Source organism: Paludibaculum fermentans (genome assembly GCF_051172195.1).
Lineage (GTDB): Bacteria > Acidobacteriota > Terriglobia > Bryobacterales > Bryobacteraceae > Paludibaculum > Paludibaculum fermentans_A.
Genome location: NZ_JBPJAQ010000005.1, coordinates 72,504 through 96,753, shown reverse-complemented (window position 1 = coordinate 96,753; position 24,250 = coordinate 72,504). Strand labels below are relative to the sequence as shown.

Sequence of the window (24,250 nt, the reverse complement as noted above, 5' to 3'; positions counted from 1 at the left end):
CCAATGGGGATCGAGCGCGCCGCTCTCCCCCCTGAGGTCATGAGAGGAGAAATGCGGGCTCATCCTGCCCGGCCTGAGAAGCCCGTCGCACCTCTCTCGCAATTCCCATATCGCATCGCAGGGACGGTCCAGGACCCGGCGCCGGCACTTGCCCTGCCGCGTGTGGCGGCGGCTCACCAAAAGGATCAGTCCATCGCAGGGAGCGCCCAGCGCGAGCCGTCGATCCTGGATACCAAGAGCTTTCTTCCAGAGGCGCGCAATCTCAAGCAGACATCTGCGAGTATCGTCGGGCCTGTGGAGAGAGGTGACTATCCGAGCCAGAACTGGGATCGGGGGGCGGATCGCCCCGACGAATCTGGGGCTGGGGAGGCGGAAGCTCGGCAAACGGTTCGCAAAACGACCGAACCTGTGCCTTTGAGCGAACTGAGCCACACGCGTCCTGAATTCCAGCCAGGTGGGAGTAGCGGTCTTCCGGGTACACCAGGCGCAGAGCAGAAGCTCCCCGTTGAGCGCGAGATCCGCGCACCACGAAGCAACACCGCGAGCGGCGCCTCCGCACCGGATCGAACCACCTCAAGCGATATCGAAACGCCTCTTGTGCAGAGCGTTCAGATCCAGATGGACGACGAGTCCGGAAGCGGAATCAACTTGCGCTTTGTGGAGTCGGGCGGCGGGGTGCGGGTTTCCATACGTACCCTGGATGCCTCCCTTGCCGACTCACTGAACGCGAACAGCCACGCCCTCGAGGGGCGGCTGCAGGCAGCCGGGTGGAGTAGTGAATTTCATCCGGTGGCGGAGCGGCTTTCCGGGCCGCTGGATCGCATTGCACCCGATACGCGAACCGGGCAGGAGATCAGCCCCCGAAGCGAGGCGGCGACGTCCCAGGTGCGAGGGGCACAAATGGAGTTCGGCGCGGGCACCGGCGATTCATCCGGTGAGCGGTCTTCCACCTGGGCTGATCGGAATGAGGATCTCTTGAACGCCATCGCGCTGAGACGGCTGGCGAACAAAGGAGCATTGAGATGAGCACGGTTACCAACATTTACGGCCCGCAGCTGTGGGCTGACATCAACGCGACAGACAAAAGCGATTCACCGGCCAAGACGGCCGCGGCCGGGCAGGATGACCTGGCCAGCAAGGATGTTTTCCTGCAGTTGCTGGTCGCTCAGCTGAAAAATCAGAACCCGATGAGCCCCGCCGACGGCGTTGAGTTCGTTGCGCAGTTGGCGCAGTTCACAGAGCTTGAACAGTCGCTGTCGATGAGTCAGGATCTGGCGGCAATTCGCGACGCACTGATTCCGGCCGTTGACGCCGCCGGGCAGGACACAGATCAGCCTTAGGCCGCGGACGTACCACAGAGGAGAAAGATGTTTACTTCATTTTCGACGGCGCTCAGCGCTTTAGGCGCGCATACCACGGCGATCGACGTGGTTGGCAATAACCTGGCGAATCTGAACACGCCGGGCTACAAAGCCAGTGTGGTCGCATTCAGTGATCTGGTCACACAGTCGCTGGGGGCGGGATTGGGTGAGACCCAAGTCGGCTTTGGCGTGGCCCGGCCCACCACCATCCGCCAGTTCTCGCAGGGCGCTATCCAGGCCAGTTCTGGACCGCTGGATGTGGCCATTCAGGGTGACGGTTTTCTGGTCGTACGTGATCCGAACTCGGACAGCGTCCTGTACACGAGGGGCGGGAATCTTCAGGTCAATAAGGCAGGCAGCCTGGTGACGGCGACAGGATTCCGGCTGCAGGGCTGGAACGAGGTGAACGGCGTACTGGACACGACGCAGCCTCCGACGGATGTAAGCGTTCCGGTAGGCACCTTGCGAGCGCCCGTGGCGACCACTGGCATCTCGTTCGACTTGAACCTGGATGCATCCGCCACCGCGGGTCCGCCGGCGACGACGTTCTCCACATCGATTGAGGTGTTCGACTCACTGGGTGAATCGCACACAGTCTCCACCACCTTCACCAAGACAGCCAATCCAGGGGAGTGGACTTATGGGATGTCAGTGCCTGACGCTGATCTGACGACTCCTCCTTTCACCGCTGTGACGGGGACGGTTCAATTTGACTCTCTGGGTAAGATGAGCGCTCCTCTGGTGACCGACCCCAAGCCCGGGTTGGTGGTGACGGGGCTGAGTAATGGCGCCGCGGATCTGTCCATTTCCTGGAGCCTCTACAGTGGGGCTGCGCCGCGGCTCACTCAGTTTTCCGAGGCTTCCGCGGTTTCGGCAAACTCGCAGGATGGATTCGCTGCCGCGCAGCTGGTGCGGGTTGGCATTGGAGACGGTGGACGTGTTCTGGCGCAATATTCCAACGGGCAGCAAGTGGCCGTGGGCCAACTGGCCATGGCTTCGATCCGGAATCCTGAATCGATGATCGCGGTTGGCAACAACAACTATCAGCTCAGCGCCCGGACGGCGCTTCCGGCCGTGGGACTGCCTGACACGGGCGGCCGCGGCAAGATCATGGGCGGCGCCGTTGAGTATTCCACCGTGGACATTGCCAAGGAGTTCACGAATCTGATTGTTCTGCAGCGTGGTTACCAGGCGAATGCGAAGGTTGTGACCGCAGTTGACGAAATCAGCCAGGACACCATCAACTTGAAGCGATAGGCCTCTCTCCGGCCTTTGCCAATGACCAGCCTTCAACAGATCAAGCCGTTGTCCAACGTTCCCCTGGATGTCGAGGTGGAGCTCGCCCGGCGGATGATGACCCTGCGAGAGGTATTGGATCTCGAGGTCGGAAGTGTGATCAGGATGCCTCGTTCCGCCGGCGAGAACATCGACATTGTGATCTGCGGCGCCCTCGTTGGTTTCGGAGAGATCGTCATCATCGAGGACACGATGGGCGTCCGAATCACGGATTTCAATGTGGAGGAGTAGACGTGCCACTCGCTGATCAGTTGCTGGCTGTCGGATTTGTTCTGTGTATTGCGCTGGCTGCCGCGTGGGCGATCCGCCGGAAGCAGGGGCGGCCATTTCGATGGCCGGCGTCCAGGAAGGACGACCAACGCCAACTCACCGTCCTGGAGAGACTCCCGTTGACTGGGCAACACACGTTGCACCTGGTCAGGGTTGGAAGTAACACCATCCTGGTCGGGACGCATCCGATGGGGGTGGCCTTCGAAGGGGCAGTGGCGGCAAATTTCCAGGATGTTCTCGTCCGGGCTACGCGCGAGCAGTTGGCGCAGGGAGGAGCGGAATGAAGGCCTGTCTCATCGGTATGCTGGCCGTTCCGCTCAGCGCCGCGCCATCGGGGTCCGCGGGCGCATTTCCTGGCGGCCTGAAAAGCGGGGAGGCATTGACGGTTCCCCTGCAGATCCTCGTCATGATGACGGCACTGACTGTGCTACCGGCTCTGCTCGTGTCAGTCACTCCGTTCCTGCGGATCACAGTGGTGCTGCATTTCCTGAGGCAGGCACTCGGTACGCAGACGATTCCTTCGAACCAAGTGGTCGTAGGCCTGGCCCTTTTCCTGTCTCTGCTTCTCATGCGGCCTGTGCTAGTGGAGGTGTATCAGACTGGCTGGCTGCCACTGGAGCAGGGCCAGGTTACGCGGGCAGAGGCGTGGGAGAACGGGTCGAAGCCTCTGAAGAAGTTCCTCATCCGGTTTGTGCGGGAGAAAGACATCGCCCTGCTGCTCGAGATCACGAAGACGCCGCCCCCTCGCTCGGCCAGCGAGCTGGACCTGGGTGTCCTGGCGCCGGCCTATGTTCTCTCGGAGCTGAAAACCGGGTTCCAGATTGGCGCCGTGCTGTTCCTGCCCTTCCTTATCATCGACATTGTCATTGCTTCCGTGACCTTATCCATTGGGATGGTGCAGTTGCCACCTGTGATGGTCTCGGCTCCATTCAAGATCCTGCTCTTCGTCCTGGTGGATGGCTGGAACCTCGTCGTTGGTTCCCTGATGCGTAGCTTCAGTTGAGGATGTATGAACTCCCAAGTAGTGGTGGATGTTATTCGCCAGGCGTTGATGGCGGCGTTTTGGCTGAGCCTGCCTTTGCTCGCCATCGGATTCGTGGCCGGGATTGTCATCAGCCTGCTCCAGATCGTGACTTCTGTACAGGATCCCGCCTTTGGCAGTGTGCCGCGCCTGGTCGCCTTCCTGGCCGGCATAGTGCTTTTCCTGCCCTGGATGCTGATGCGCCTCTGCAGCTATACCGTCGGCCTGTTCAGTGACTTTAGCCGGTATGCCCGCTGAATTCCACTTCGAAATTTCGACTGTCCTGGGCTTCCTGCTGGTGGTGGCGCGTCTGGGCTCCGCTTTGCTATTCGTTCCGATCCCGGGCGTCAAGGCTGCACCGGAACTTACAAGAGCATTCCTGATTTGTGCAATCTGCGTATCGCTCTTCCCGATGTGGCCTCGCTACAACGCTTCGGAGTTCGGCCCTGCCGTCTACATTCTCTGGCTTGTGGGAGAGATGATCTTCGGGCTGGCCGTCGGTCTGCTGGTGGCGTTCCTCTCCGACATGCTCGTCTTCACGGTCCAAGCCGTGTCGGTGCAGGCCGGCTTCTCCTACGCCTCTACGATTGACCCAAACAGCGAGGCCGACAGCAGCGTGCTCCAGATTGTCGCGCAGTTGATGTCGAATCTGCTGTTCTTCACCGCAGGCGGGGACAGGTTGGTCCTAATGGCGTTTGCGAATAGCTTGCGCGAGTGGCCGCCAGGCCATGTTGACCTGACCTGGTCCGCGGCCAGGGTTGTGGTGACCGCAGGATCGATGATGATGGAACTCGGCTTGCGGCTGGCGCTTCCGATCGCGGCCCTCCTGCTGTTGGCCGATGTCACTCTGGCTCTGTTGGGCCGGATCCAGTCTCAGTTGCAGCTGCTGTCGCTCGCTTTTCCGGTGAAGATGCTAGGGTCGCTGGCCGCGCTGGCCACGCTTGTCTCGCTGGCTCCGCTGCTGTTCCAGTCAGGACTGGATCAGGTGCGCGCCCTGCTTGGAGCGCTGATCCGGTAAGGAGGCTTGATGTCCGATCGTGACCAGCGTACAGAGAAGCCGACTGAGCAGCGCCTGAAGAAATCGCGCACCGAGGGCCGGTTCCCGGTGAGCCGCGAGTTTGTGGCCGCAGTGCAGTTCGCGGTGTTCACAGCGCTGCTCACGGGGCTCGTTGAATCGTGGTGGCCTTCTGTGCAGACAGGCATGCGGTCTGTGTTGAGCAGCACGTGCGATTGGGAGCTCAACCGGCAAGTAGTGATTGCGGCCGTTCAGAATCACATCGCTCCCCTGGGGTTTCTGGTGCTAGCGATGGGCGGGGCGTTGATGGGCGCCAGTCTGATGACCCAATTGGCCAGCACCAGCTTCGGGTTCGCTCCGTCCAAGCTGGCGCCCGACCTGAGCCGGCTGAATCCCATCAATAATCTGCGGGAATTGCCGGGCCGCAATCAACGCGCAATGGTCGAGGCCATTGTCCTGCTGCCGGTGATGCTGACCATTCTATGGCTCGTTGTGGCCGGCTGCCTGGAAGAGTTTCTGCGATTGCCGCTGATGAGCTTAACCAGTGGAATCAGAGTTGTAGGCAGTTCGCTGTCCGATCTGCTGTGGAAGGCATCCGGCGTCTTTCTCGTGTGGGGCACCGTCGACCTATTCCGCCAGCGCCAGCGTTTTCAGCGCGATCTCAGGATGACCAAACAGGAGATTAAGGAGGAGTTCAAACAGAATGAGGGCAATCCCGAAGTCAAGATGAAGATTCGCCGGATGCGGCGCGAGTTGCTTCGCCGGCGGATGATGTCGGAGGTGCCGACGGCCACGGCAGTAATCGTCAACCCGACTCATTTCGCTGTGGCGCTGCGGTACGAATTGCAGAGCATGGCAACCCCGAAGGTGGTTGCGAAGGGCAAAAACTTCCTGGCGCTCCGCATCAGGGACAAAGCCCTGGCCTGCAAGGTGCCTGTGATTGAGAATCCTCCGCTGGCGCAAGCACTGTATAAGCACGTGGAGGTTGGCCAGGAGATTCCGGCGCACCTGTACCGTGCGGTGGCAGAAGTACTGGCTTACGTCTTCCGGCTGATGGGCGGACGACGACCCGGCGCGTAGACGCCTGCACGGCCGGAATCCCCGGCGAGAGAGTAACGCAAAACAATGACCGCACCGGTATTGCCGACATCCGCCAGCAGTGTTGCCCACCCACCCCCGTCTCTGCCCGGGCGACAGAGGCAACCGGGCAATCAGCCCGCAAGCGCGCCGGGTTCTCAATCCGGGCTGGGCCTGAACTGGCGCGAGATGGTCAGAGCCGAGGTGGCCGTGCCCATCGCGGTGCTTGGCATCCTGATGGCCATGATCACGCCGCTTCCGGCATTTCTGCTGGATATCCTGATCAGCGCCAACATCACACTCTCAACCATTGTTCTGCTCGTATCGATGTACATCCGCCGACCAGCGGACTTCAGCGTTTTTCCCACCACCTTGCTGCTGATGACATTGTTCCGCCTGGCCCTGAACGTGTCGAGCTCCCGGCTGATCCTGCTGAATGGCAGCAAGGGGACCTCGGCCGCCGGTGAGGTGATCGAATCGTTCGGCAACTTTGTGGTGGGCGGCAACTTCGTGATCGGCATTGTCATTTTTCTCGTGCTGATCGCGATCCAGTACGTTGTGATCAATCATGGTGCGGTCCGCATTTCGGAGGTGACGGCACGGTTCACGCTTGATGCTCTGCCCGGGAAGCAGATGTCCATCGATGCCGATCTCAACGGCGGACTGATCAATGAAGCAGAAGCCAAGGCGCGCAGGAAATCGCTCTCCGCGGAGGCAGAGTTCTACGGGGCAATGGACGGCGCCACCCGCTTCACGCAGCGCGATGCTGTTGCCAGTATCCTCATCACGAGCATCAACATCATTGCCGGCTTTCTGATCGGCGTGTTGCAGCACAACATGCGTATGGCGCAGGCCTTGGAAACCTACACCGTGCTGACGATCGGCGACGGCCTGGTCACGGTGATTCCGGCGCTCATGATCTCGATCTCCGGCGGCCTGATCGTCACCCGGGCGAGTTCCGAACAGGAGATGGGCGCGGACTTCAAGAAACAGATGTTCGGGGCGTACCAGCCGTTGCTGCTCGCCGCTGGTGTCCTTTTCGCAATGGCTCTCTTCCCAGGGCTGCCGAAGATTCCATTCGTCCTGTTGGCGAGCGGGGTGGGCTATACGGGCTATCGGATCAGGCTGAAGCAATTGACAGCTGTTTCCGTCAATCCGGTGCCGCAGCCGCAGGCCGCGAAGGACAGCATTGAATCGCTGATGAAGGTGGAACCGCTTTCGGTGGAGGTGGGACTCGGGCTGGTGAAGATGGTGGAGGGCGCTGAGAATTCGCCGCTGCTGCGCCGCATCGCGGGGTTGCGGCGTCAACTCGCGTCCGAACTCGGATACATCCTGCCTCCTGTGCGCGTCACGGACAACCTCACGCTCAAGGTGCGCGAGTACGTCGTCCTGCTGAAGGGCGCGGAGATCGCCAGATGCGAGCTGCCGCAAGGCTGCGACCTGGCGATACCCCCTCCGACGGGATCAGTGCCGGTGCAGGGGATGCCCACGAAGGATCCTGCCTTTGGGATTCCAGCGGTCTGGATCAGCTCTGAACAGTCCGACAGGGCGCGGTCGGCCGGCTGCACGGTGGTGGATCCACTGAGCGTAATGACCACACATCTCTCCGAGCTTGTGCGGCGCCACTGTCATGAGATCTTCTCCCGGCAGGATGCGAAGAAAGTGCTGGACCGCGTTTCCGAGGAGAACCCGAGAGTGGTAGATGACCTCGTTCCGAAGCTCCTGCCACTGCCCACCGTGCAGCGGGTGTTCCAGAACCTCCTGCGGGAGCGGGTTTCAGTTAAGGACGCCAATACTGTCCTCGAGAGCCTCGGCGAAGCCGCCGCAGTGACGCGCAATCCGCTGCTTCTGACGGAGTTCGTACGGCAGTCGCTGCGGCGTTCCCTGGTTAAGCCGCACCTGAATGCCAACGGCGAATTGCCCGTGTTTTTCCTGGACCCTGACCTGGAGCGCACGATCGAGCAGGCGGTGGAGCACGGGGAGAGCACGTCACACCTGAACCTTCCGCCGCAGAAGGTGGGCGAACTGTTGGAGGCTGCCCGCTCAGCTGTGAACTCTGGCCAGTCGGGGTGGGCAATGTTGGCCAGTGCCGGTTCACGTTCGTTCGTGAGGCAGATGCTGGAGGCCAACCATCCGCAGATCACGGTCCTTTCGCATGGTGAGGTTCCGCCGGGGACGAAGGTCGTTTCACTGGGCGTACTGAGAGGCGCCAAATGATGTCAAGCCGCAGAACATACTACGGAAATAGCGTTGAGTCTGCTGTTGCGCAGGCGCGTCAGGAACTCGGGGAGGAAACCCTTCTGGTGGAGGCGGGCCTAAATACCGGTGGAAACCGCCAACTGGGCCCGTACGCGGTCACCGTGGAGTCAGAGTCCATCAGTGCCGGTCCGGCGCCGGAAGCGCCCGGCCTGGTGCAGGCGCCACGCTTGGAGCCAGAGCAGGCCGGATTGGAGGCGCTCCAGTCGGAGATTGGCCGGCTGTCTGTGCTGGTGCGCAGCCTGGCCTCCCATCTGCCGAGCTTCTCATACATGCCGGAGCTGCAAATGGCGGCGGCCCAACTCGAAGCGTCCGGATTCCCGCAGGCGCTGGTGGGCGAGGTACTGGAACGCGTCGAGCGGCGGCTGGGACTGCGCCAGAGTCAGGATCAGGCGGGTGAGGTGCGAGTTCGCCGCGGTATTGCCGCCGAACTGGAGAGCATGTTGGCGGTCAGCCCTGGTCCTGGGGGGGCAGCCGGTGGACGCCGCGTTATTGCCTTGGTCGGCCCACCCGGGGCCGGCAAGACCACCACCCTGGCGAAGCTGGCGATGCGATACGGCGTGTCGAGCCGCGCCCCCTCGGTAATTCTCAGCACGGACTGCTACCGTGTCGCCGCTGCTGAGCAATTGCGCGCCTATGCCGCTATCCTCGGGCTTCCATTCGCTTTAGCGGAGACCCCGGGTTCTCTTTCGAGATTATTGGTGGAGCAACGGCACAAGGAGGTTGTTTTCATCGATACGCCGGGCTGCGGGCCGAACGACCAGGATTGCTTCGAGGAGTGGAGCCGGGCTTTCGCCGGACATCCGGAAGTTGAGATTCACCTCGTCCTCCCAGCCACAGCCCGTTACGAAGACCTGATGCGGGCTTGGCGCCGTTGGAGCCAGCTCCAGCCAGTCAAACTGATCTTCACGCATACGGACGAGACCACCTTCCATGGTGGCTGGATGGGATTTGCCATATCGGCGGGATTGCCCATCTCCTGCCTGAGCTTCGGACAGCGGGTGCCTGAGGATCTGGAGGTGGCGTCGAAGCCCCTCCTGATGCGGATGCTCTTCGGGAGCACGGCCAGAGCTGCAAACGCCTGATGTTACGAGGTAATCAGAGATGAACCCCTATACCAAGTCTGCCGTCATCTGCGGCGAAGATCGTGAGCAAATGATTCTGGAGCACCTGCCTCAGGTACGGCTGATTGCCCGCAGGATCCACGAGCGGCTTCCGGAAAGCGTTAGCCTCGACGACCTCATCTCGACCGGCATAGTCGGCCTGATCTCCGCTATCGATCGCTTTGATCCCAATCACAACGTCAAGCTGAAAACCTACGCCGAGTATAAGATTCGGGGTGCGATTCTGGACAGTCTGCGGGGGCTGGATTGGGCACCGCGCCAGCAGAGGCGCCGTAGCAAGCAGATCGAGTTGGCCATCGCGGAGTTGGAACAGGAGTTGCAGCGAGCGCCCAGTGAGGAAGAGATCGCTGCGGCGATGGGCGTTGAACTGGAGGAGTACCACGAGTGGTTGGTAGAGATCCGGGGACTGAATATCGGCAGCCTGGAGGGCCATCCGGGGGAGGAAGAAGGCCGCGATCTGCTGCGCTTTGTCTCCGACAAGGAAGCAGACTGGCCCTCGCGGGTACTCGAACGAAGCGAGTTGCGGAAGATCCTGACGCAGGCAATATCGCGGATGCCGTACATTGAGCGAACCGTGATCAGCCTCTACTATCACGAGGAACTCACACTGCGGGAGATCTCGCGCGTGGTGAATCTGCATGAGTCCCGGGTTTCGCAGCTGAAGACACAGGCCATCATCCGGCTCCGCACGTTTCTCCGAAAGAAGTGGCCGACTGAGAGAGGGATCTGAGAAGGGCCGCTATGGCTGAGATTTCAGAGTGGCTGGCTAGAGAATGGGCACAGGGTATTGGTCCGGCGATTGGCGCAATGACCGGATCATCGGCCCAGGCCTTTGGGGTGAAGCGTGATCATCCGCAGGAATTGCCGGCCTCCGCCCTAATCTGGCGGCAACTGCTGGACGCTAGCGATGAATCCGCGGTTTGGGTCTGGCTGCCGGAGTCAATCTGGCTGGCGGTTGGCCGGCAGGTCCTTGAATCGGCTGGACTCTCGGGCGAGGATGGGGCAGCCGCGGACGTGTCGGAGGCACGCAGCACCTTCCTGGAGGTACTGCAGCAGTCGCTGGCCCCAATCGGCAGAAGTGTGGGCGGCCGTTTGAGCCGGGAAATCTCCCTGCTGGCCGGAGATCAGCGGGATGCGATTCCGGCAGGCTTGGAATGGCAGGCCGTGACCGTCCGTACGGATCTGGGCGAATTGGGGTGCGGCTGGATCACCGCGAACCATGATCTGGTTCAGTGCCTGACTGCTGCTGCGGGATCGTCCGAACCGGAGCCGGAGCCTGCGCCAAAACTCCCGGCGAGACCAGGCACCGGTCGGCCGTCGCGAACCCTCGATCTGTTAATGGAAGTGGAACTCCCTGTGGGCGTGTCGTTCGGCCGCGCCCAGATGAGGTTGAAGGATGCGATTAAACTTACCACTGGCAGCATTGTTGAATTGAACCGGTCGGTCGCGGAGCCTGTGGAAATTATTGTAAATAATTGTGTTATCGCGCGTGGAGAGGTCGTTGTCGTCGAAGGGAACTACGGTGTCCGCATCAAGGAGATCATCAGTCGGGATGAGCGTCTTCGCACTTTGTTCTAGCGGATTGTCGATGCCAAGGCTAAAGATTTGAACTTCAGCAGCCGTTATACGGATGGGGTTGGCCATGGACTGGATCATTCACCCGATTAGCTACTACTTTCTACTCGCTGTGGGCTTGTCGCTCTCTCTCTTTCTCTTCGTGTCCGTGAAGAAGGAGAATGCGGACTTGCGCCATGAACTGGCCGCGGAGCGGCGCCAGAGGGATGCGGCCATGATCGCATTTCAATCCTCACTCAGCCGTCTGGAAGTCGCTCTCCAGGAAGCCGGAGAAGCCGCTGAAGCGCCTTTGATGCTACCCCCGTTGCCCACCGCATCGATGAATATCAACAAACGGGGGCAAGCCCTGCGCATGCACCGCCGGGGAGAGACGATCGAGCAGATCGCCGCCACGTTGCAGGTTCCGCGCAGTGAAGTGGAACTCCTGCTGAAAGTGCACCGCGCCGTCATCGATCAAGCCTGAACCGGGGATTGAGCCAATAGAAGAGAAGTGAGCCGCCCGGCTACCCAACCAGGCGGATCCAATTAGCGGACGCTGATTGCCTGGCCGCGAGGTCCAGTCCGATCGCTGCTCTCCTCATCCACGGCGACCGTCAGCGTAAGCTCCTTCTTTTCCCGCATTAGCAGGACAGGGTAGGATTGGCGCGAATTCGTCCGGGCGGCCCGGATGGCATTCGTGACGTCGCGCGGGGAGGTTACCCGGGTTTCGTTGACCTTCATCAGCACGTCGCCCGCCTTGATTCCTGCCTTCTCGGCGGCGGTACTCTTCATGACCGATCGCACGAGGACGCCTTCCTTGACCCCGAAGTACGTCGCCAGTTGCGATTCACCGAGAGACTCCGCCTCGACGCCCAACATGGTGCTGCGCCAGGACATCATGGCCTTCGGAATATCTGGCATCGACATTTCCCTGGGCAGTTCAACGCGAAAGCTCTCCAAGGGAGCCACGCTGGAGATGGATGATTTCCGGGAGCCGATTGTAGCGGCCAGAGTCTGATTCGAGCCCGCGCGGTTGATGGTCAGTTTCACGGTCCGGCCCGCCGGTGTTTCGCGGACGAACCGGACGAACTGTTCAGTGCCTTCCACGCGTTGTCCGTTGTACTCGAGCACCACATCGTGGACTCTCAAACCAGCCTTGGCGGCGGGGCTCTCGTCGTCGACGCGAGTGATCTCAACCCCGTACTCGTCCTTCAACTTCAAGGACTTGCTGCGCTCCGTTTTGATCTCCTGGACACCAACACCCAGGAAACTACCGCCCATTCCGTAGATCTTGACTATTTCAGGTCCGTTCGAGGCCGCCGGCGCGGGCGTCTGAGCGGAGAGAATCACCGCGGAGGTTGATAGAAGAACGATCCGGGTGAGCTTCGAGGCAATTTGAAAATCCCACTGCATGTCACTATTCCCTTCTTGCTTCCGGGCGATCCCGGAGCGCTTCGTCCCGGTCGAAGCCGGGACGGCAAGTGCGCGGTTCAAGTGGAATCAGCGGCGCGCCGGCTACCGCCAAATCCTGCTACTTCATACGCCGAAGAAAAATCGCCCCGTTTGTCGCGGAGAGCATCAATACCGGGCCGCCACCGTTCAGCGAGCCTTGCGCCAGTACTGTGCGGCTGCGTCCAACCTGGGAGGGCTGGATCTGGATCTCCGGAAAGTCGGAAACCACACGACCAAGCCAGGTCGATGACTCATTCAGCGCTTTGACCGTCACTGGCATTTTAGACGGAACCGAAACCGTAATGTCACCCCTGGAGGTTGCAAGAAAAGAGTTTTCGATCATCAGGCCGGGAGCGAGTGTGGCGTAGATATTGCCGCTTGCTGTAGCGGCCCGGAGAGCTCCGGAAACGCTTTTCAAGCGAATGGTGCCGCCGCCGGATTCACAACGGACGCCGCGGGCACTGCCGATCTGGATAGTGCCGCCGCCGGTCTCGGCTGTGACGACGCCTCCGGCCTGTTCGACCTCGATCAGGCCTGCGGAAGTGTGTGCGAATACCGATTCGGCTACCTTGCCGACATGAATATTGCCAGCTGTGGACAGCCGCAGCCAACTTGCCGCTTCCTCCACCAGAATCTCGCCACCGGCAGACTCCAGCACCGCTTCTTTGCCTACTTTGCCGACTTTGATGCAGCCCCCGCCGGACAGGCCACGAATGCTACCGGTGACAGACGAAAAAGTAAGGCATCCACCACCAGTGCGGGCAATGACGTTGCCATCGATGTCATCCATGTCGACGTTTCCGGCTGCGGTGACCGCCTCAATCTCACCTTTCAGGTATTTGCCGCTCATCGAGCCGTTACGACTCTCCATGTATACCTGGCGCATGGTGCGCGGTATGGTGACGACCAGTTCGGAGGTGATTACCGGTCCATCCGGCGCGGTGGCCACCAAGACGCAAACGCCGCCCTGTTCATGCGCCCGGAGGCGAGCCACCTGAATCTTACGTTCAGCTTCCGGTTGGGACCCGCCGGCCGTCTTGCAGGTCCATTTGAAGCCCACGTCGCGGCGATCGTCCGTGAGGACGGTCAAGCGCCCCTGGGTGACGACCTTGAGCTTTGAGGTTTGCCGGCAGGCAGATCCGACGCTCGTGCGGCTCCAGCCGGAAGGATCAGAACTCCAGGCCGATTCCTGTGCATGACCGGAGAGGCCGGTTAGCACCAGGATCGGAAGCAGATGCCGCATGACTAGAAGGTACCGACAGAAGCCCTCATCTCGGTCAGAGCCTTCTGGCTTCTTGATCGGACGTAGCTATTCTCTTCACGGCGAAGGAGTTCCTGCAATACTCCGGCCACTTCCGGCTCTTTGTTCTGAACCAACAGATCGATGGCCTGGGTGCGCACGCCCGGGTTGTCGTCCGAAAGCAGAACCTGGGACAGAACCTTGCGGGTCTCCGGATCCTGTGCGTAGGCTTTGAGGCCTTCAAGCGCTTTCAACCGGACCCCAGCGTTGGGATCGCCCCGCAACGCGTTGAGCAACGCGCGCCGGACCTCGTCGTCAGAACATTGACGCTTCAGTATATCGATGGATTCGACGCGCAGGCCGGGATCGCCGGGGTCCACCGCAGCCGCCAACAGGAGTCGCCGGATATTCGCATCCTTGACATCACCGCTGACTTCACGCTGGTGGGTTTCATCGAACATGACCCGAACTCGCCCGGATTCGCCCGGATCCACATAGCGCACACGGCTTACCATCGGAGCGGTGTCACTGGAAGAACCCATATGGGAAAGGACGGGGGAGTCGGAGGGAACCAGGCGGGCTGCAAAAAAGCCGAGTGCCAGCATAAGGACGGCGCCAATTGGTCGAAGCCACATCGGCGGAGCGACCACCCAGTTTCGCCAGATGCTTGCCAGGGCGATCCGCCTGCGGGGCGCCGTGCGTTCGTCCTGAACCTTCGCGGCCAGATCACGGCGGCAGCGGGCCAGAAGGCCGGCGGGAATCTCGGCTTCCCCCGGTTCCAACATTGCGTTCATGGCTTCCAGTCGGACACGCTCAATCTGGCACTCTGTACAGGACTCAAGGTGCTGTTCGACCAATTCCTCTTCATCGAAGGACAGTTCGCCGTAGACGAAGAGCACAAGTTGCTGCCGGGCAGTCTCGCAGGTCATACGAATTCTCCCAATGCCGAACGCATCTTTTGGGTGGCGCGGAACAGGCAATTCTTGGCGGCTTCCTCGGTTGTGCCCAAGGCTTCGCCGATGGCACGCAACCGCATGCCCTGATAGTGCCGCATCTCGAAGACCATGCGTTCCCGGGCCGTCATGCCCGTGAGCGCTTCTTCAATCTTGCCGCGCAATTCTCTACTTAGGAGTGAACGTTGGGGGTCGCCATGAGCACGCTGTTCGGGGAGGGAATCCAGACGATCGAGGGGGCCGTCCTCGGTCTCCATGATGGTGGATTCGGTCTTGCGTACTTTCTTCTTGCGGAGATGATCCAGGCAGAGGTTGGTAACGATGCGGTACAGCCAGGTGTGAAAACTGCAATCGAAGCGGAAACTCTGCAGGTTGCGGTAGACCCGGAGAAACGCCTCCTGATAGACGTCGTAGGCGTCTTCCGGGGACCGCAACAGATTCATTGCGAGGCGTAGCACGTTCTGATCGTAGTTCCGGACCAAATGCTCAAATGCATCCTGGTCACCCGCCTGAGCGGCACGGATCAGCGCGGCCTCGTCCATCCTTGATGTCGACTCGGCGGTTCGGGCCATGCCGACCTCGATCGCCAAAGAAGCTCCACTTTTCACCGTTACCTCTTGCGGGGCGTTCCCCGAAGAGTCTAGACGAGGTAGACGAGAAAAGGTCTCGTTAAGTTCCGTCAATCCGCCAGTTCGACCTCAATCCGGCGGTGGGCCGACTCCATCGCCGTAATGCGGAAGCGGCGAATCTGGCCGATGCGCAAAGTGTCCTTGGAGGTGGCGGCTGCCGAGGAGGCTCCACCCTTCCAGCGAGAGGCCAACATGGCGGCGAGATCGTCCACATCGGCGGCCGAAGGACCGGCCGCTTGAGCGGCGGCAACGTCCTCGCGCGTCTTGCAGCGAGCGTGGACGCCTTCCCCGAGTTCGATTTTGGCGTGCGAACTGTGCACTTCGACCACGCGGCCGGTGAGCAGTTCCGCAATCTGGTGTTCTGAGATAAAGGTGTCGGCGGAGGTGGGTTCCAGCTGCTTCATGCCCAGCCGGATCCGCTTCTTTTCCTTGTCGACTTCGAGCACTACGGCCTTAACCTTCTGGCCTGCGTTCAGCATCTCCTTAGGGTGCTGAATGCGCTTTTCGCGAGTGATGTCGCCGACATGGATCATGCCTTCGATTCCATCGCCGAGGTCGACAAACGCTCCAAACTGGGCCAAGTTGGTGACCGCCGCTTCCACCACGGTGCCCGCCGGGAACTTGGTTTCCACCTGATCCCAGGGATTACCGAGAGCCTGCTTGAGGCCGAGCGAAATGCGCTTGTCGGCAGCCTTGATCTCAATCACCACGGCTTCAACTTCTTCGCCGATTTGCAGGACATCGCTGGGCTTGCGTATGCGCTTGGTCCAGGACATCTCAGAGAGATGGATGAGACCGTCGACGCCGGGCGCGATTTCGATGAAAGCGCCAAAATCAGCCAGGCGGACAACCTTGCCCTTCACGCGGTCGCCAGCCTTCAGCGTGGCGATTGTCTGCGACCAGGGGTCAGGCGTCAACTGCTTGAGGCCGAGGGAGATCTTCTTGGCCTCCCGATTGATCTTAAGAATCTTGGTCTCGATGGACTGGCCGGGAGTAAACAGCGAAGACGGCTTCTCCACGCGATGCCAGCTCATGTCGGTAACATGCAGCAACCCATCAATGCCGGGCGCGATTTCCACGAACGCGCCGAAGTCGGTCAGGCTGCGGATGCGGCCCTGGACGACCATCCCTTCCTTCAGGCCGGAAAGCGCGGCCTGCTTCGCCACGGCCGACTGCTCTTCGAGGACAGACCGGCGGTCCACCACCACGTCCGGACGATCGGGGTTGGCGACGTCCAGCTTTGTGATGCGGCACTCGATCTGCTGGCCCACGAGGCGGGCCAAGTCGCTCATTTCACGGATTCCACTACGCGAGGCAGGCAGGAATGCGTGTACACCGTCCGCCACCTGTACCCGCAGGCCGCCCTTCACCAGTTCGCTCACCATGGCGGCGATGACGTCTTTGGCTTCGTAGGCCGCCTGGAGACCGGTGAAGTCCCTGGGCTGTTCCACGCGAATCGTAGAGAGGGTGTAGTACCCGTCATCCGTACGGCCGCTGATATTTACCAGGAGGACGTCGCCGGGGGCCAGATTCGCGGGCAGGCCGGGGGTATCGGGCTTAAGGATCCCCTCCATCTTACGGCCGACATTGACGACGATGGCTTCTTCCGACACCGATACGATGGTGCCTTCCATAGCCGCGTCGTGGCCTTCTGCGCCGTGATGCTCGGCTTCGAACTGCCGTAACACGTCCCCGAAGCTGGTTTCTTCGGGTGTAGCGGCCGACGGTTCAACCGGATTAGTGGCGTCGATGTTCTGTGGGGATTCGAGGGAATTCATGGACAAACTCGCGAGACGATACCTATTGTGCCACAACACGGCAATAGGTTGGCGTGAGACGTTCACAGCCAGCTGCGCTAAGGCTGCGCTAAGATGGCGGCTTGCAGGACGAATCGCCCACTCCCAGGTGGAAACGGATTCTGTACCCCCAGGATCTGGTTTGGCTGCTGTTGTTCTCCGCGCTGGCGTGGGTGAGCCCCACGCGGGGTACGGCGGAGCTGGAGATGTTGACGGCGCTGGCCATACTCCAAGTGGTCGCGCCGCGACTTGAGGCCCTCAGCTCCCGGAAGGGCAACCTGACGGTTACTGCGGTCAAGCTGGTTCTGGGCTTTCTCCTTATAGGCGTCACCGGCGGGATCGCATCCAGTTACTACCTGATTCTCTTGCTGCCGGTGGTCTCGGCTGCAACTACCCTCGGGGCGCTCGGTACTACGGCTGTAACCGCAGTGGCCTGCATCGCTTATCTCGCCTTCATTCCCTTGGCTTATAGCCTGGACTACATGATGGATTGGGTATACCTGCGGGATTTGAGCCTTCGCGTCATTTTCCTGCCCGTGGTGGCGTACCTTACATACGGATTGGTGGAGGCGAACCGCAACGAAGCCCGGCGGGCGCAGGGGGCGGCGGCTGAGCTAGAAGAAGCCAATCGACGGCTCCGAGAGGCAGAGGCATCGGTCCGGCGGAGTGAGCGGCTGGCGGCACTGGGGCAGTTGACGGCCGGATTGGCCCATGAGCTGCGCAATCCGCTCGGCACGATGAAGGCGTCCGCCGAGATCCTGCTGGAGAAAATCGAGCCCGGGAATGAACTGGGCCACGAGCTGGCGGGCTATATTTCCACCGAAGTAGACCGTACCAACTCGCTCATCACCCGGTTTCTTGAGTTTGCGCGTCCTGTGAAGCTAAGGCTGGCGCCCACGGACCTGAATGCGCTGATCGACATGGTGATCGACCAACTGGGCCGAATGACCCCCGATTCGCCACCCCTAATCCACAAGAACTATGACCCTGGAATTCCCCTCATCGAAGCCGACGCCGAGCTTCTTGAGCGGGTGATCCTTAATCTGATTCGGAACGCAGTGCAGGCATCCGCACCGGGCCTGACCGTGACGGTAAAGACCCGTGGCGGACCGGGGATTGTCGAAATCGCAGTGATCGACCGGGGCCACGGAATCCAGCCGGAACACCGCGAGCAAATCTTCAACCCCTTCTTTACCACCAAGCCCACTGGGGTTGGGCTTGGTTTGGCGATCAGCGCCAAGATCGTGGATGAGCACGGAGGGCGCATTACGGTAGAGAGTCAACCGGAGCGCGGATCGCTGTTTCTGGTGACCTTGCCGCAGGTCCCTCCGAAGGACCGCAAGGCGTCCGCTGAATCCACGTTTTAATGTATGTAAACTCGGCCGGCGAGGAAGATATTTCTTCAGTGACCCGAAACTTTCTGCGAACAATTTTCGACGCGGTCCGTCTATTGAAAGCATAGGGCCATGACGCCTTTGGCACTGACCAAGGACGGGAGCCCTAGGAACCTCACTAGAGGAGTCGAATGACCATGAGTTCGCTTGCAACTATGAATGGGCTGACAATCGGCGCGACGGCAGTGGCCGTTGCGGCACCTACGGCCGTGTCCTCCACCCGGCTGACCCGAAAGGAGCGCGAACTGCTCACCACTCTGATGCAGAATCCGGGCCGGTGTATCAGCCGGGAGACGTTGCTTCGAACGGTCTGGAAATATTCGGACGGGGCACGGACACGAACTGTAGACGTGCACGTACAGCGACTGAGGCGGAAGCTGGGGCGCGAAGCCGCAGCCATCAAAACCATTGTTCGCCTGGGCTACTGCTGGTTTCCTGAACCCGAAGTAATCAGCCGTCCGACGCCAGTCTGGTAACACCTTCCCCGCGATCCTGCGGAACCGCGCACCCGCCCGGCGACGTCTCAATTGTCGAGACGATTCGCTTGAGAGATGATAAGGGCGGGCATGATGGCGCGCATCCTAATTGTTGAAGACGAAGAAAAACTACGCCGCGTGCTGAGCCTGCAGCTTGAATCGGCTGGTTATGAGGTCGAGACTGCGGGCTCAGCCGAGGCGGCCTTGCGCATGAGCGATCGGGCAAACCTCGTGTTGACCGATCTGCGCCTGCCTGCCATGGACGGACTTTCCCTGCTGGAGGCGATTCAGAGGCAGAACGCGCGGCTACCTGTAGTCGTGATGACTGCGTTTGGCACAGTGGAGATTGCCGTCGAAGCCATGAAGAAGGGTGCGGCGGACTTCCTGCCGAAGCCGTTCTCGATGGATCACCTGATGGCGGTGGTGCGGAAGGCGCTGGAAGTCCAATCCCTGCGTGAAGAGAATACGCGGCTCAAAGAGGAACTGGGGCATCGCTACCGCTTTGAGAACATCATCGGGTCCGGCCCGAAGATGCAGGAGATTTTAGCTTCTGTGTTGCGTGTGGGGCCTATGCGTACCACCGTGTTGCTATGCGGTGAGAGCGGAGTAGGCAAGGACCTCATTGCCCGCGCCATCCATCACCATTCCCCGCGCAGCGCCCACCAGTTTGTGAAGATCAATTGCACCGCCATCCCCGAGAACCTGATGGAGAGCGAACTTTTCGGCTATGAGAAGGGCGCATTCACAGGAGCGGCCACCAGCAAGCCAGGCAAGTTTGAGCAGGCCGAGGGCGGAACGGTGTTTCTGGACGAGATCGGCGATGTGCCGACGGCGGTTCAGGTGAAGCTGCTGCGGATTCTGCAGGAGCGCGAATTTGAGCGCCTTGGCAGCAACAAGACCCGTCAGATCGACGTGCGGGTCATCGCGGCGACCAATGTGGATCTGCGCCGGGCACTGGAGGAAGGAAACTTCCGCGAGGATCTGTACTACCGGCTGAATGTATTTCCGCTGACGATCCCGGCACTCCGCGAGCGCGCGGAGGACATTCCGGTCCTGGCAGAGAACTTCCTGCGGAAGTTCGCCAGGGAACTGGGCTCGCAGGTGGAGGGCATTTCCGAGGCCGCTTGCCAGAAACTGATGGCCTACCACTGGCCGGGCAACGTGCGTGAATTGGAGAACGCGATTGAGCGCAGCCTCCTCTACGCCACCGGGACTCTGCTGCAGCCGGAAGACATACGGCTGGATCATGCGCCGAGGCGAGCGGTGCCCGGAAATGGCGGCAACGGAAACGGCGGCGCGGTAGTGAATGATTTCCTCCCGGAAGGCATTTCGCTGGAGGAGCACGAGCAGCAATTGATCCGGGAAGCCCTGCGCAGGGCGGCGGGCAACAAGAGCCAGGCGGCACGGCTATTGGGCCTGTCGCGGAACGCCCTACGCTACCGGCTATCGCAGATGGGCCTGGAGTAGCGGCTCAGGCATCGCGCCGTTCGTGCCAGAGTTTTGCGAACGTGCTCAACAGGATCACGGCCCCGCCTGCCAGCGCTCGGGAAGCTGGCCGTTCACCATGGAAGAACCAGGTGAAGATGGGATTGCACACAGGCTCGAGCAGCAGCAAGGTGGATGCCTCGAACGCCGGCACGTGTTTCATGCCGCGGGTGAGCAGCACATAGGCCAGGCCGATCTGAAGGATGCCGAGGTAGAGCAACACGGCCGTGTCCGAGCCCGAGATGGAATGAATCGGCCAGGCCACCGGCATGGAAATCGCGAAAGCCAGGGCATTGCCGGCGACAACCGTCGCGAGTGCTCCGCCTTGATTCCCCGGAGTGTGAGCCAGCCAGCGGAGGCCGGCGAGGGTGAAGGCGTACGCTGCGCCCGACAGAGCTCCGTAAATATTGCCCAGGGCTGGATTGGGTGCCGAGGCCATGGGGTTCTCGACTCCGGTGAAGAACAGGGTCATCCCTGCGATCAGCGCGCCAGTAAAGACAATGTCGCGCCTGTGAATTCTCTCCTTGAGGAAAACCGGGCCGATGAGCAGCAGGTAGGCAGGCGCGGTGGACTGGAGGAAGATGGCATTGGCCGAGGTGGTCAGTTTGATGGCGAGGACGTAGGTGACCAGTGTGGCCGCGTATGTGAGACCTACAGGCCAGACCCGCCATGTCCAGCCTTTCCGCGCCTCGGGCACAAGTGCCAGCAGCGCGAGAGCGGCCACGATGCTGCGGAGTCCCGCCGTCTCCCAGCCGCCCAATGCCGTCGACTTGATCGCCGCGCCTCCGGTGGAGAAGAGCAGTGCGGCTCCCAGGACCATGAGGCGGCTGAGGGCAATGGTGTTCACTGATTGGGCAGCTCCGAATAGGAGAGTCTAGCAGCCCGCCGTATCGCGATAGGATATTCGGGAGAGCTGTGTCTGAATGATTGATCTCAAGGAACATCCCCACCGCCGACTGAACCCGCTGACCGGAGAATGGGTTCTGGTCTCTCCGCACCGAACCAAGCGCCCCTGGCAGGGGCAGATGGAAAAGGTGCCGCGCGAGACAAGGGAGGCCTACGATCCAAAGTGCTATCTATGCCCGGGCAATGAACGCGCGGGGGGACACCGGAACCCCGCCTATTCCGGGACGTTTGCGTTTGACAACGACTTTGCCGCCCTCATTCCCGGAACACCTTCCGGTCACGTGGCTCCTCATCCGCTGCTGCAGGCCGACGGCGTATCCGGGCTTTGCCGGGTGATTTGCTTCTCCCCGCGGCACGACCTGACGATGGCCGAACTGTCCGTCGAGGAGATTCGCGGGGTTGTCGATACGTGGACTGAGCAGTACATGGAGCTGAACGCGAATCCGGACATCGGCTATGTGCAGATCTTCGAAAACCGCGGCGAGATGATGGGGTGTTCAAACCCGCACCCACATTGCCAGATCTGGGCAAGCTCCGCCATTCCGAACGAAATCGCCAAGGAAGCAGCCGCACAGGAGGCCTATTTCCAGAAGAACGGACGGACGTTGCTGGCCGACTATCTGGAATTCGAACTCTCCGCCGGCGAACGTCTGGTCAGCGTCAACGAGCACTTTGCTGCCCTGGTTCCGTGGTGGGCCGTGTGGCCCTTCGAAACCATGGTTGTGAGCCGGCGCGCTGTCGCCGGCCTGGACGAGTTGACTTGGGACGAACGCGGCGGCTTGGCGGACATCCTTAAGCAACTTACGACTCGTTATGACAACCTGTTCGAGGTGTCCTTCCCCTATTCGGGCGGATTCCATCAACGTCCTGCCGCCGGCAGCAGGGACGCCTGGCATTTTCACGCGCACTATTATCCGCCCCTGCTGCGGTCCGCCACTGTGCGCAAGTTCCTGGTAGGGTACGAGTTGCTGGCATTCCCCCAGCGTGATATTACGCCTGAAGCCGCTGCATTGCGCTTACGCGAAGTGAGCGATGTTCATTTCAAGTCGAAGATCTGACAGGAGCCCAATTCATGCTTTCGATCCGAACTCCCGGCCGGGTGCTGGTTGTCCTGACGATGCTGGCCTGTGCCGTCATGGCGCAGCCGGCGTTCTATCTGAAATCCGGCGACCGCGTCGTCTTCTACGGCGACAGCATCACGGACCAACGGTTGTACACCACATTTGTCGAGACGTTTGTCCGGACGCGGTTCCCTGGACTCGACGTCAGTTTCGTGCATTCCGGATGGGGTGGCGACCGTGTCACGGGCGGAGGCGGAGGGCCCATTGGGCTGCGTTTGCGACGGGATGTTGCGGTCTACAAGCCAACAGTAGTCACCATCATGCTTGGGATGAATGACGGCCGCTACAGGCCGTACGACCAGATGGTCTTCGACTGGTACAAGACAGGCTTCGAGTCGATGGTGCAGGACCTGAAGTCGCTGGCGCCAGGTTCGCGAATCACGCTCATCCGTCCATCTCCTTACGATGAAGTCACGCGTCCCGCGATGGCCGGAGGCGGCTACAATCCCGTGCTGGTGAAGTTCGGAGACCTGTTGCAGGAGATGGCCACGAAGCAGAGCATGCATGTGGCGGATCTGAACGGACCAGTTGTCAGAATGCTGGAGCGGGCGCAGGCCACCAATGCAGAATTGGCAGCGCGCATCATTCCTGACCGGGTGCATCCCGGTGCTGCCGGCCACCTGATCATGGCAGCTGCGCTGCTGGATTCCTGGGGGGCTCCGGGAATTGTCAGCGAAGTGGAGATCGATGCCAAAGGGACGAAACTGACGGCAGGGAAGAACACGGTGGTCAGCGGACTGGTGGGGACGAACGGGTTGAGTTGGAGCCAGTTGGATTCCTCGCTGCCGATGCCAGTTGATCTCAACGACCCGGCGACGGCCCTGGCGGTCAAGTCAGCTGATTTCCTGGAGAAGCTGGACAAAGAGACGCTGAAAGTTAGCGGTTTGAAGGCCGGTCATTACGCGCTGCGAATCGATGGACTGCAGGTGGCGGTCTTCTCCGCGGAGCAATTGGGGGAGGGGTTGAATCTGGCCGCCTGGCCTACTCCGATGATGAAGCAGGCGAATGACGTACACGCCCTGACGCTGAAGCGCACCGGTATCCACAATACTCGCTGGCGGACAATTGAGGTGCCGCTGGAGGCGGATCACCTGGCCGGTGCAAAGGCGGTCATGGACGCGCTGGATGCCCTGGATAGTGAGCTGGACGCGAAGCAGCGGGCCGCCGCGGTCCCGGTAAGCCGCAAGTACGAACTGATGCCAGTCACGGCCGACGAGGCGCGCATTCCTGCCGGCTTCACTCCGATCTTCAATGGTAAAGACACAACCGGCTGGCACATCAGCACCACGAATCACCACGGTACAACGCCCGACTGGCACGTCGAGAATGGCGTCCTGGTGGGCATGCAGAAGCCGGCCGGCAAGGGCGGCATCCTGTTGACGGACAAGAAGTACAGGAACTTCGAAGTCTACCTGGAGCTGAATCCGGACTGGGGCTGCGACGGTGGGTTGTTCCTGCGCTCCAGCGAGCGCGGCGAGGCGTACCAGGTGATGCTCGACTACCGGGAGGGCGGCACGCTGGGTGGAGTCTACGGCGAGCGGCTGAAGGATGTCACCGCACTCAGCATCCAGGACTGGGAGAAGTACTACAAGCGCGGGGAGTGGAATGTGATCCGGGCCCGGATCGAAGGTGAAATCCCGCGAATCTCCGTATGGATCAACGGCACGCTGGTCACGCAGTGGTCCGATGTGGCGAACCATTCGGCCGATGCCGCGCTGGACGGCATGATTGCGGTCCAGGTGCACGGCGGTACCCAGATTTGGAAGGAAGGCGGCAAGCAGAAATTCCGCAACATCGCTGTTCGGGAACTGCCTTAGCGCCGCA

Annotated in this window: 25 protein-coding genes; 19 read left to right on the top strand and 6 right to left on the bottom strand. The window is 60.9% G+C overall.

Annotated features, from left to right (window positions below; genetic code table 11):
• Positions 1–162 precede the first annotated feature (162 nt).
• The 14 genes from ACR9Y2_RS38985 to ACR9Y2_RS38920 all read left to right on the top strand — a co-directional run bounded on the left by ACR9Y2_RS38985 (position 163) and on the right by ACR9Y2_RS38920 (position 11,458).
• On the top strand, positions 163–1,026 hold the full coding sequence (locus tag ACR9Y2_RS38985) for a hypothetical protein (protein WP_435047333.1): 864 nt from the start codon (positions 163–165) through the stop codon (positions 1,024–1,026).
• On the top strand, positions 1,023–1,340 hold the full coding sequence (locus ACR9Y2_RS38980) for a flagellar hook assembly protein FlgD (RefSeq protein ID WP_435047332.1): 318 nt from the start codon (positions 1,023–1,025) through the stop codon (positions 1,338–1,340). The genes ACR9Y2_RS38985 and ACR9Y2_RS38980 overlap by 4 nt, the downstream gene beginning before the upstream one ends.
• A gap of 27 nt (positions 1,341–1,367) precedes the next feature.
• The gene (locus ACR9Y2_RS38975; RefSeq protein WP_435047331.1) at positions 1,368–2,618 is read left to right on the top strand and encodes a flagellar hook protein FlgE; all 1,251 of its coding nucleotides are present in this window, start codon (positions 1,368–1,370) and stop codon (positions 2,616–2,618) included.
• A 21-nt stretch (positions 2,619–2,639) separates the two neighbouring features.
• Positions 2,640–2,888 carry a FliM/FliN family flagellar motor switch protein gene (locus ACR9Y2_RS38970; protein WP_435047330.1) on the top strand — a complete coding sequence of 83 codons (249 nt, stop codon included), beginning with the start codon at positions 2,640–2,642 and terminating at the stop codon, positions 2,886–2,888.
• 2 nt (positions 2,889–2,890) lie between these two features.
• The gene (locus tag ACR9Y2_RS38965) at positions 2,891–3,211 is read left to right on the top strand and encodes a flagellar biosynthetic protein FliO (RefSeq protein ID WP_435047329.1); all 321 of its coding nucleotides are present in this window, start codon (positions 2,891–2,893) and stop codon (positions 3,209–3,211) included.
• Positions 3,208–3,930, top strand: a complete 723-nt coding sequence (gene fliP, locus ACR9Y2_RS38960; RefSeq protein WP_435047328.1) for a flagellar type III secretion system pore protein FliP — start codon at positions 3,208–3,210, stop codon at positions 3,928–3,930. The genes ACR9Y2_RS38965 and fliP overlap by 4 nt, the downstream gene beginning before the upstream one ends.
• A gap of 6 nt (positions 3,931–3,936) precedes the next feature.
• Positions 3,937–4,206 (top strand): flagellar biosynthetic protein FliQ, encoded by a 270-nt coding sequence (locus tag ACR9Y2_RS38955; protein WP_435047327.1) that lies wholly within the window; start codon positions 3,937–3,939, stop codon positions 4,204–4,206.
• Entirely contained in the window at positions 4,196–4,966 is a 771-nt protein-coding gene (locus tag ACR9Y2_RS38950; protein WP_435047326.1) for a flagellar biosynthetic protein FliR, read from the top strand. Before ACR9Y2_RS38955 ends, ACR9Y2_RS38950 begins: the two co-directional genes overlap by 11 nt.
• A 9-nt stretch (positions 4,967–4,975) precedes the next feature.
• Complete coding sequence (locus ACR9Y2_RS38945) at positions 4,976–6,043, top strand: EscU/YscU/HrcU family type III secretion system export apparatus switch protein (RefSeq protein ID WP_435047325.1); 1,068 nt, start codon at positions 4,976–4,978, stop codon at positions 6,041–6,043.
• A 186-nt stretch (positions 6,044–6,229) separates the two neighbouring features.
• Positions 6,230–8,257, top strand: coding sequence for a flagellar biosynthesis protein FlhA (flhA, locus tag ACR9Y2_RS38940; protein WP_435047324.1), 2,028 nt, complete (start codon positions 6,230–6,232; stop codon positions 8,255–8,257).
• A gap of 86 nt (positions 8,258–8,343) precedes the next feature.
• Positions 8,344–9,381, top strand: a complete 1,038-nt coding sequence (locus tag ACR9Y2_RS38935) for a hypothetical protein (protein WP_435047323.1) — start codon at positions 8,344–8,346, stop codon at positions 9,379–9,381.
• Between the two features lie 19 nt (positions 9,382–9,400).
• Positions 9,401–10,150, top strand: a complete 750-nt coding sequence (locus ACR9Y2_RS38930) for a sigma-70 family RNA polymerase sigma factor (RefSeq protein ID WP_435047322.1) — start codon at positions 9,401–9,403, stop codon at positions 10,148–10,150.
• Positions 10,151–10,161: 11 nt separating this feature from the next.
• A complete protein-coding gene (gene fliN, locus ACR9Y2_RS38925) occupies positions 10,162–10,998 on the top strand; it encodes a flagellar motor switch protein FliN (protein ID WP_435047321.1) in 837 nt (278 codons plus the stop codon).
• 64 nt (positions 10,999–11,062) lie between these two features.
• Positions 11,063–11,458 (top strand): hypothetical protein, encoded by a 396-nt coding sequence (locus tag ACR9Y2_RS38920; RefSeq protein WP_435047320.1) that lies wholly within the window; start codon positions 11,063–11,065, stop codon positions 11,456–11,458.
• Between the two features lie 62 nt (positions 11,459–11,520).
• Here ACR9Y2_RS38920 and ACR9Y2_RS38915 read toward each other — a convergent pair whose 3' ends face one another.
• The 5 genes from ACR9Y2_RS38915 to ACR9Y2_RS38895 form a co-directional block, all read right to left on the bottom strand.
• Positions 11,521–12,387, bottom strand: a complete 867-nt coding sequence (locus ACR9Y2_RS38915) for a PDZ domain-containing protein (protein ID WP_435047319.1) — start codon at positions 12,385–12,387, stop codon at positions 11,521–11,523.
• Positions 12,388–12,505: 118 nt separating this feature from the next.
• A complete protein-coding gene (locus ACR9Y2_RS38910) occupies positions 12,506–13,669 on the bottom strand; it encodes a DUF4097 family beta strand repeat-containing protein (protein ID WP_435047318.1) in 1,164 nt (387 codons plus the stop codon).
• Between the two features lie 2 nt (positions 13,670–13,671).
• Positions 13,672–14,595, bottom strand: a complete 924-nt coding sequence (locus ACR9Y2_RS38905) for a HEAT repeat domain-containing protein (protein WP_435047472.1) — start codon at positions 14,593–14,595, stop codon at positions 13,672–13,674.
• Positions 14,592–15,191 (bottom strand): RNA polymerase sigma factor, encoded by a 600-nt coding sequence (locus ACR9Y2_RS38900; RefSeq protein WP_435047317.1) that lies wholly within the window; start codon positions 15,189–15,191, stop codon positions 14,592–14,594. The genes ACR9Y2_RS38905 and ACR9Y2_RS38900 overlap by 4 nt, the downstream gene beginning before the upstream one ends.
• Before the next feature lie 107 nt (positions 15,192–15,298).
• Entirely contained in the window at positions 15,299–17,026 is a 1,728-nt protein-coding gene (locus ACR9Y2_RS38895) for a S1 RNA-binding domain-containing protein (protein ID WP_435047316.1), read from the bottom strand.
• Between the two features lie 101 nt (positions 17,027–17,127).
• Between ACR9Y2_RS38895 and ACR9Y2_RS38890 the strand changes: the two genes are divergently transcribed.
• The 3 genes from ACR9Y2_RS38890 (at position 17,128) to ACR9Y2_RS38880 (ending at position 20,381) form a co-directional block, all read left to right on the top strand.
• Positions 17,128–18,411 (top strand): sensor histidine kinase, encoded by a 1,284-nt coding sequence (locus ACR9Y2_RS38890; protein ID WP_435047315.1) that lies wholly within the window; start codon positions 17,128–17,130, stop codon positions 18,409–18,411.
• Between the two features lie 158 nt (positions 18,412–18,569).
• On the top strand, positions 18,570–18,914 hold the full coding sequence (locus ACR9Y2_RS38885; RefSeq protein ID WP_435047314.1) for a winged helix-turn-helix domain-containing protein: 345 nt from the start codon (positions 18,570–18,572) through the stop codon (positions 18,912–18,914).
• Positions 18,915–19,004: 90 nt separating this feature from the next.
• Positions 19,005–20,381, top strand: a complete 1,377-nt coding sequence (locus ACR9Y2_RS38880) for a sigma-54-dependent transcriptional regulator (protein ID WP_435047313.1) — start codon at positions 19,005–19,007, stop codon at positions 20,379–20,381.
• 4 nt (positions 20,382–20,385) lie between these two features.
• Here ACR9Y2_RS38880 and ACR9Y2_RS38875 read toward each other — a convergent pair whose 3' ends face one another.
• The gene (locus tag ACR9Y2_RS38875; protein WP_435047312.1) at positions 20,386–21,246 is read right to left on the bottom strand and encodes a DMT family transporter; all 861 of its coding nucleotides are present in this window, start codon (positions 21,244–21,246) and stop codon (positions 20,386–20,388) included.
• Between the two features lie 76 nt (positions 21,247–21,322).
• Here ACR9Y2_RS38875 and ACR9Y2_RS38870 point away from each other — a divergent pair, with 76 nt between their 5' ends.
• Complete coding sequence (locus ACR9Y2_RS38870; RefSeq protein WP_435047311.1) at positions 21,323–22,363, top strand: UDP-glucose--hexose-1-phosphate uridylyltransferase; 1,041 nt, start codon at positions 21,323–21,325, stop codon at positions 22,361–22,363.
• 14 nt (positions 22,364–22,377) lie between these two features.
• Positions 22,378–24,243, top strand: a complete 1,866-nt coding sequence (locus tag ACR9Y2_RS38865; RefSeq protein ID WP_435047310.1) for a family 16 glycoside hydrolase — start codon at positions 22,378–22,380, stop codon at positions 24,241–24,243.
• Positions 24,244–24,250 lie beyond the last annotated feature (7 nt).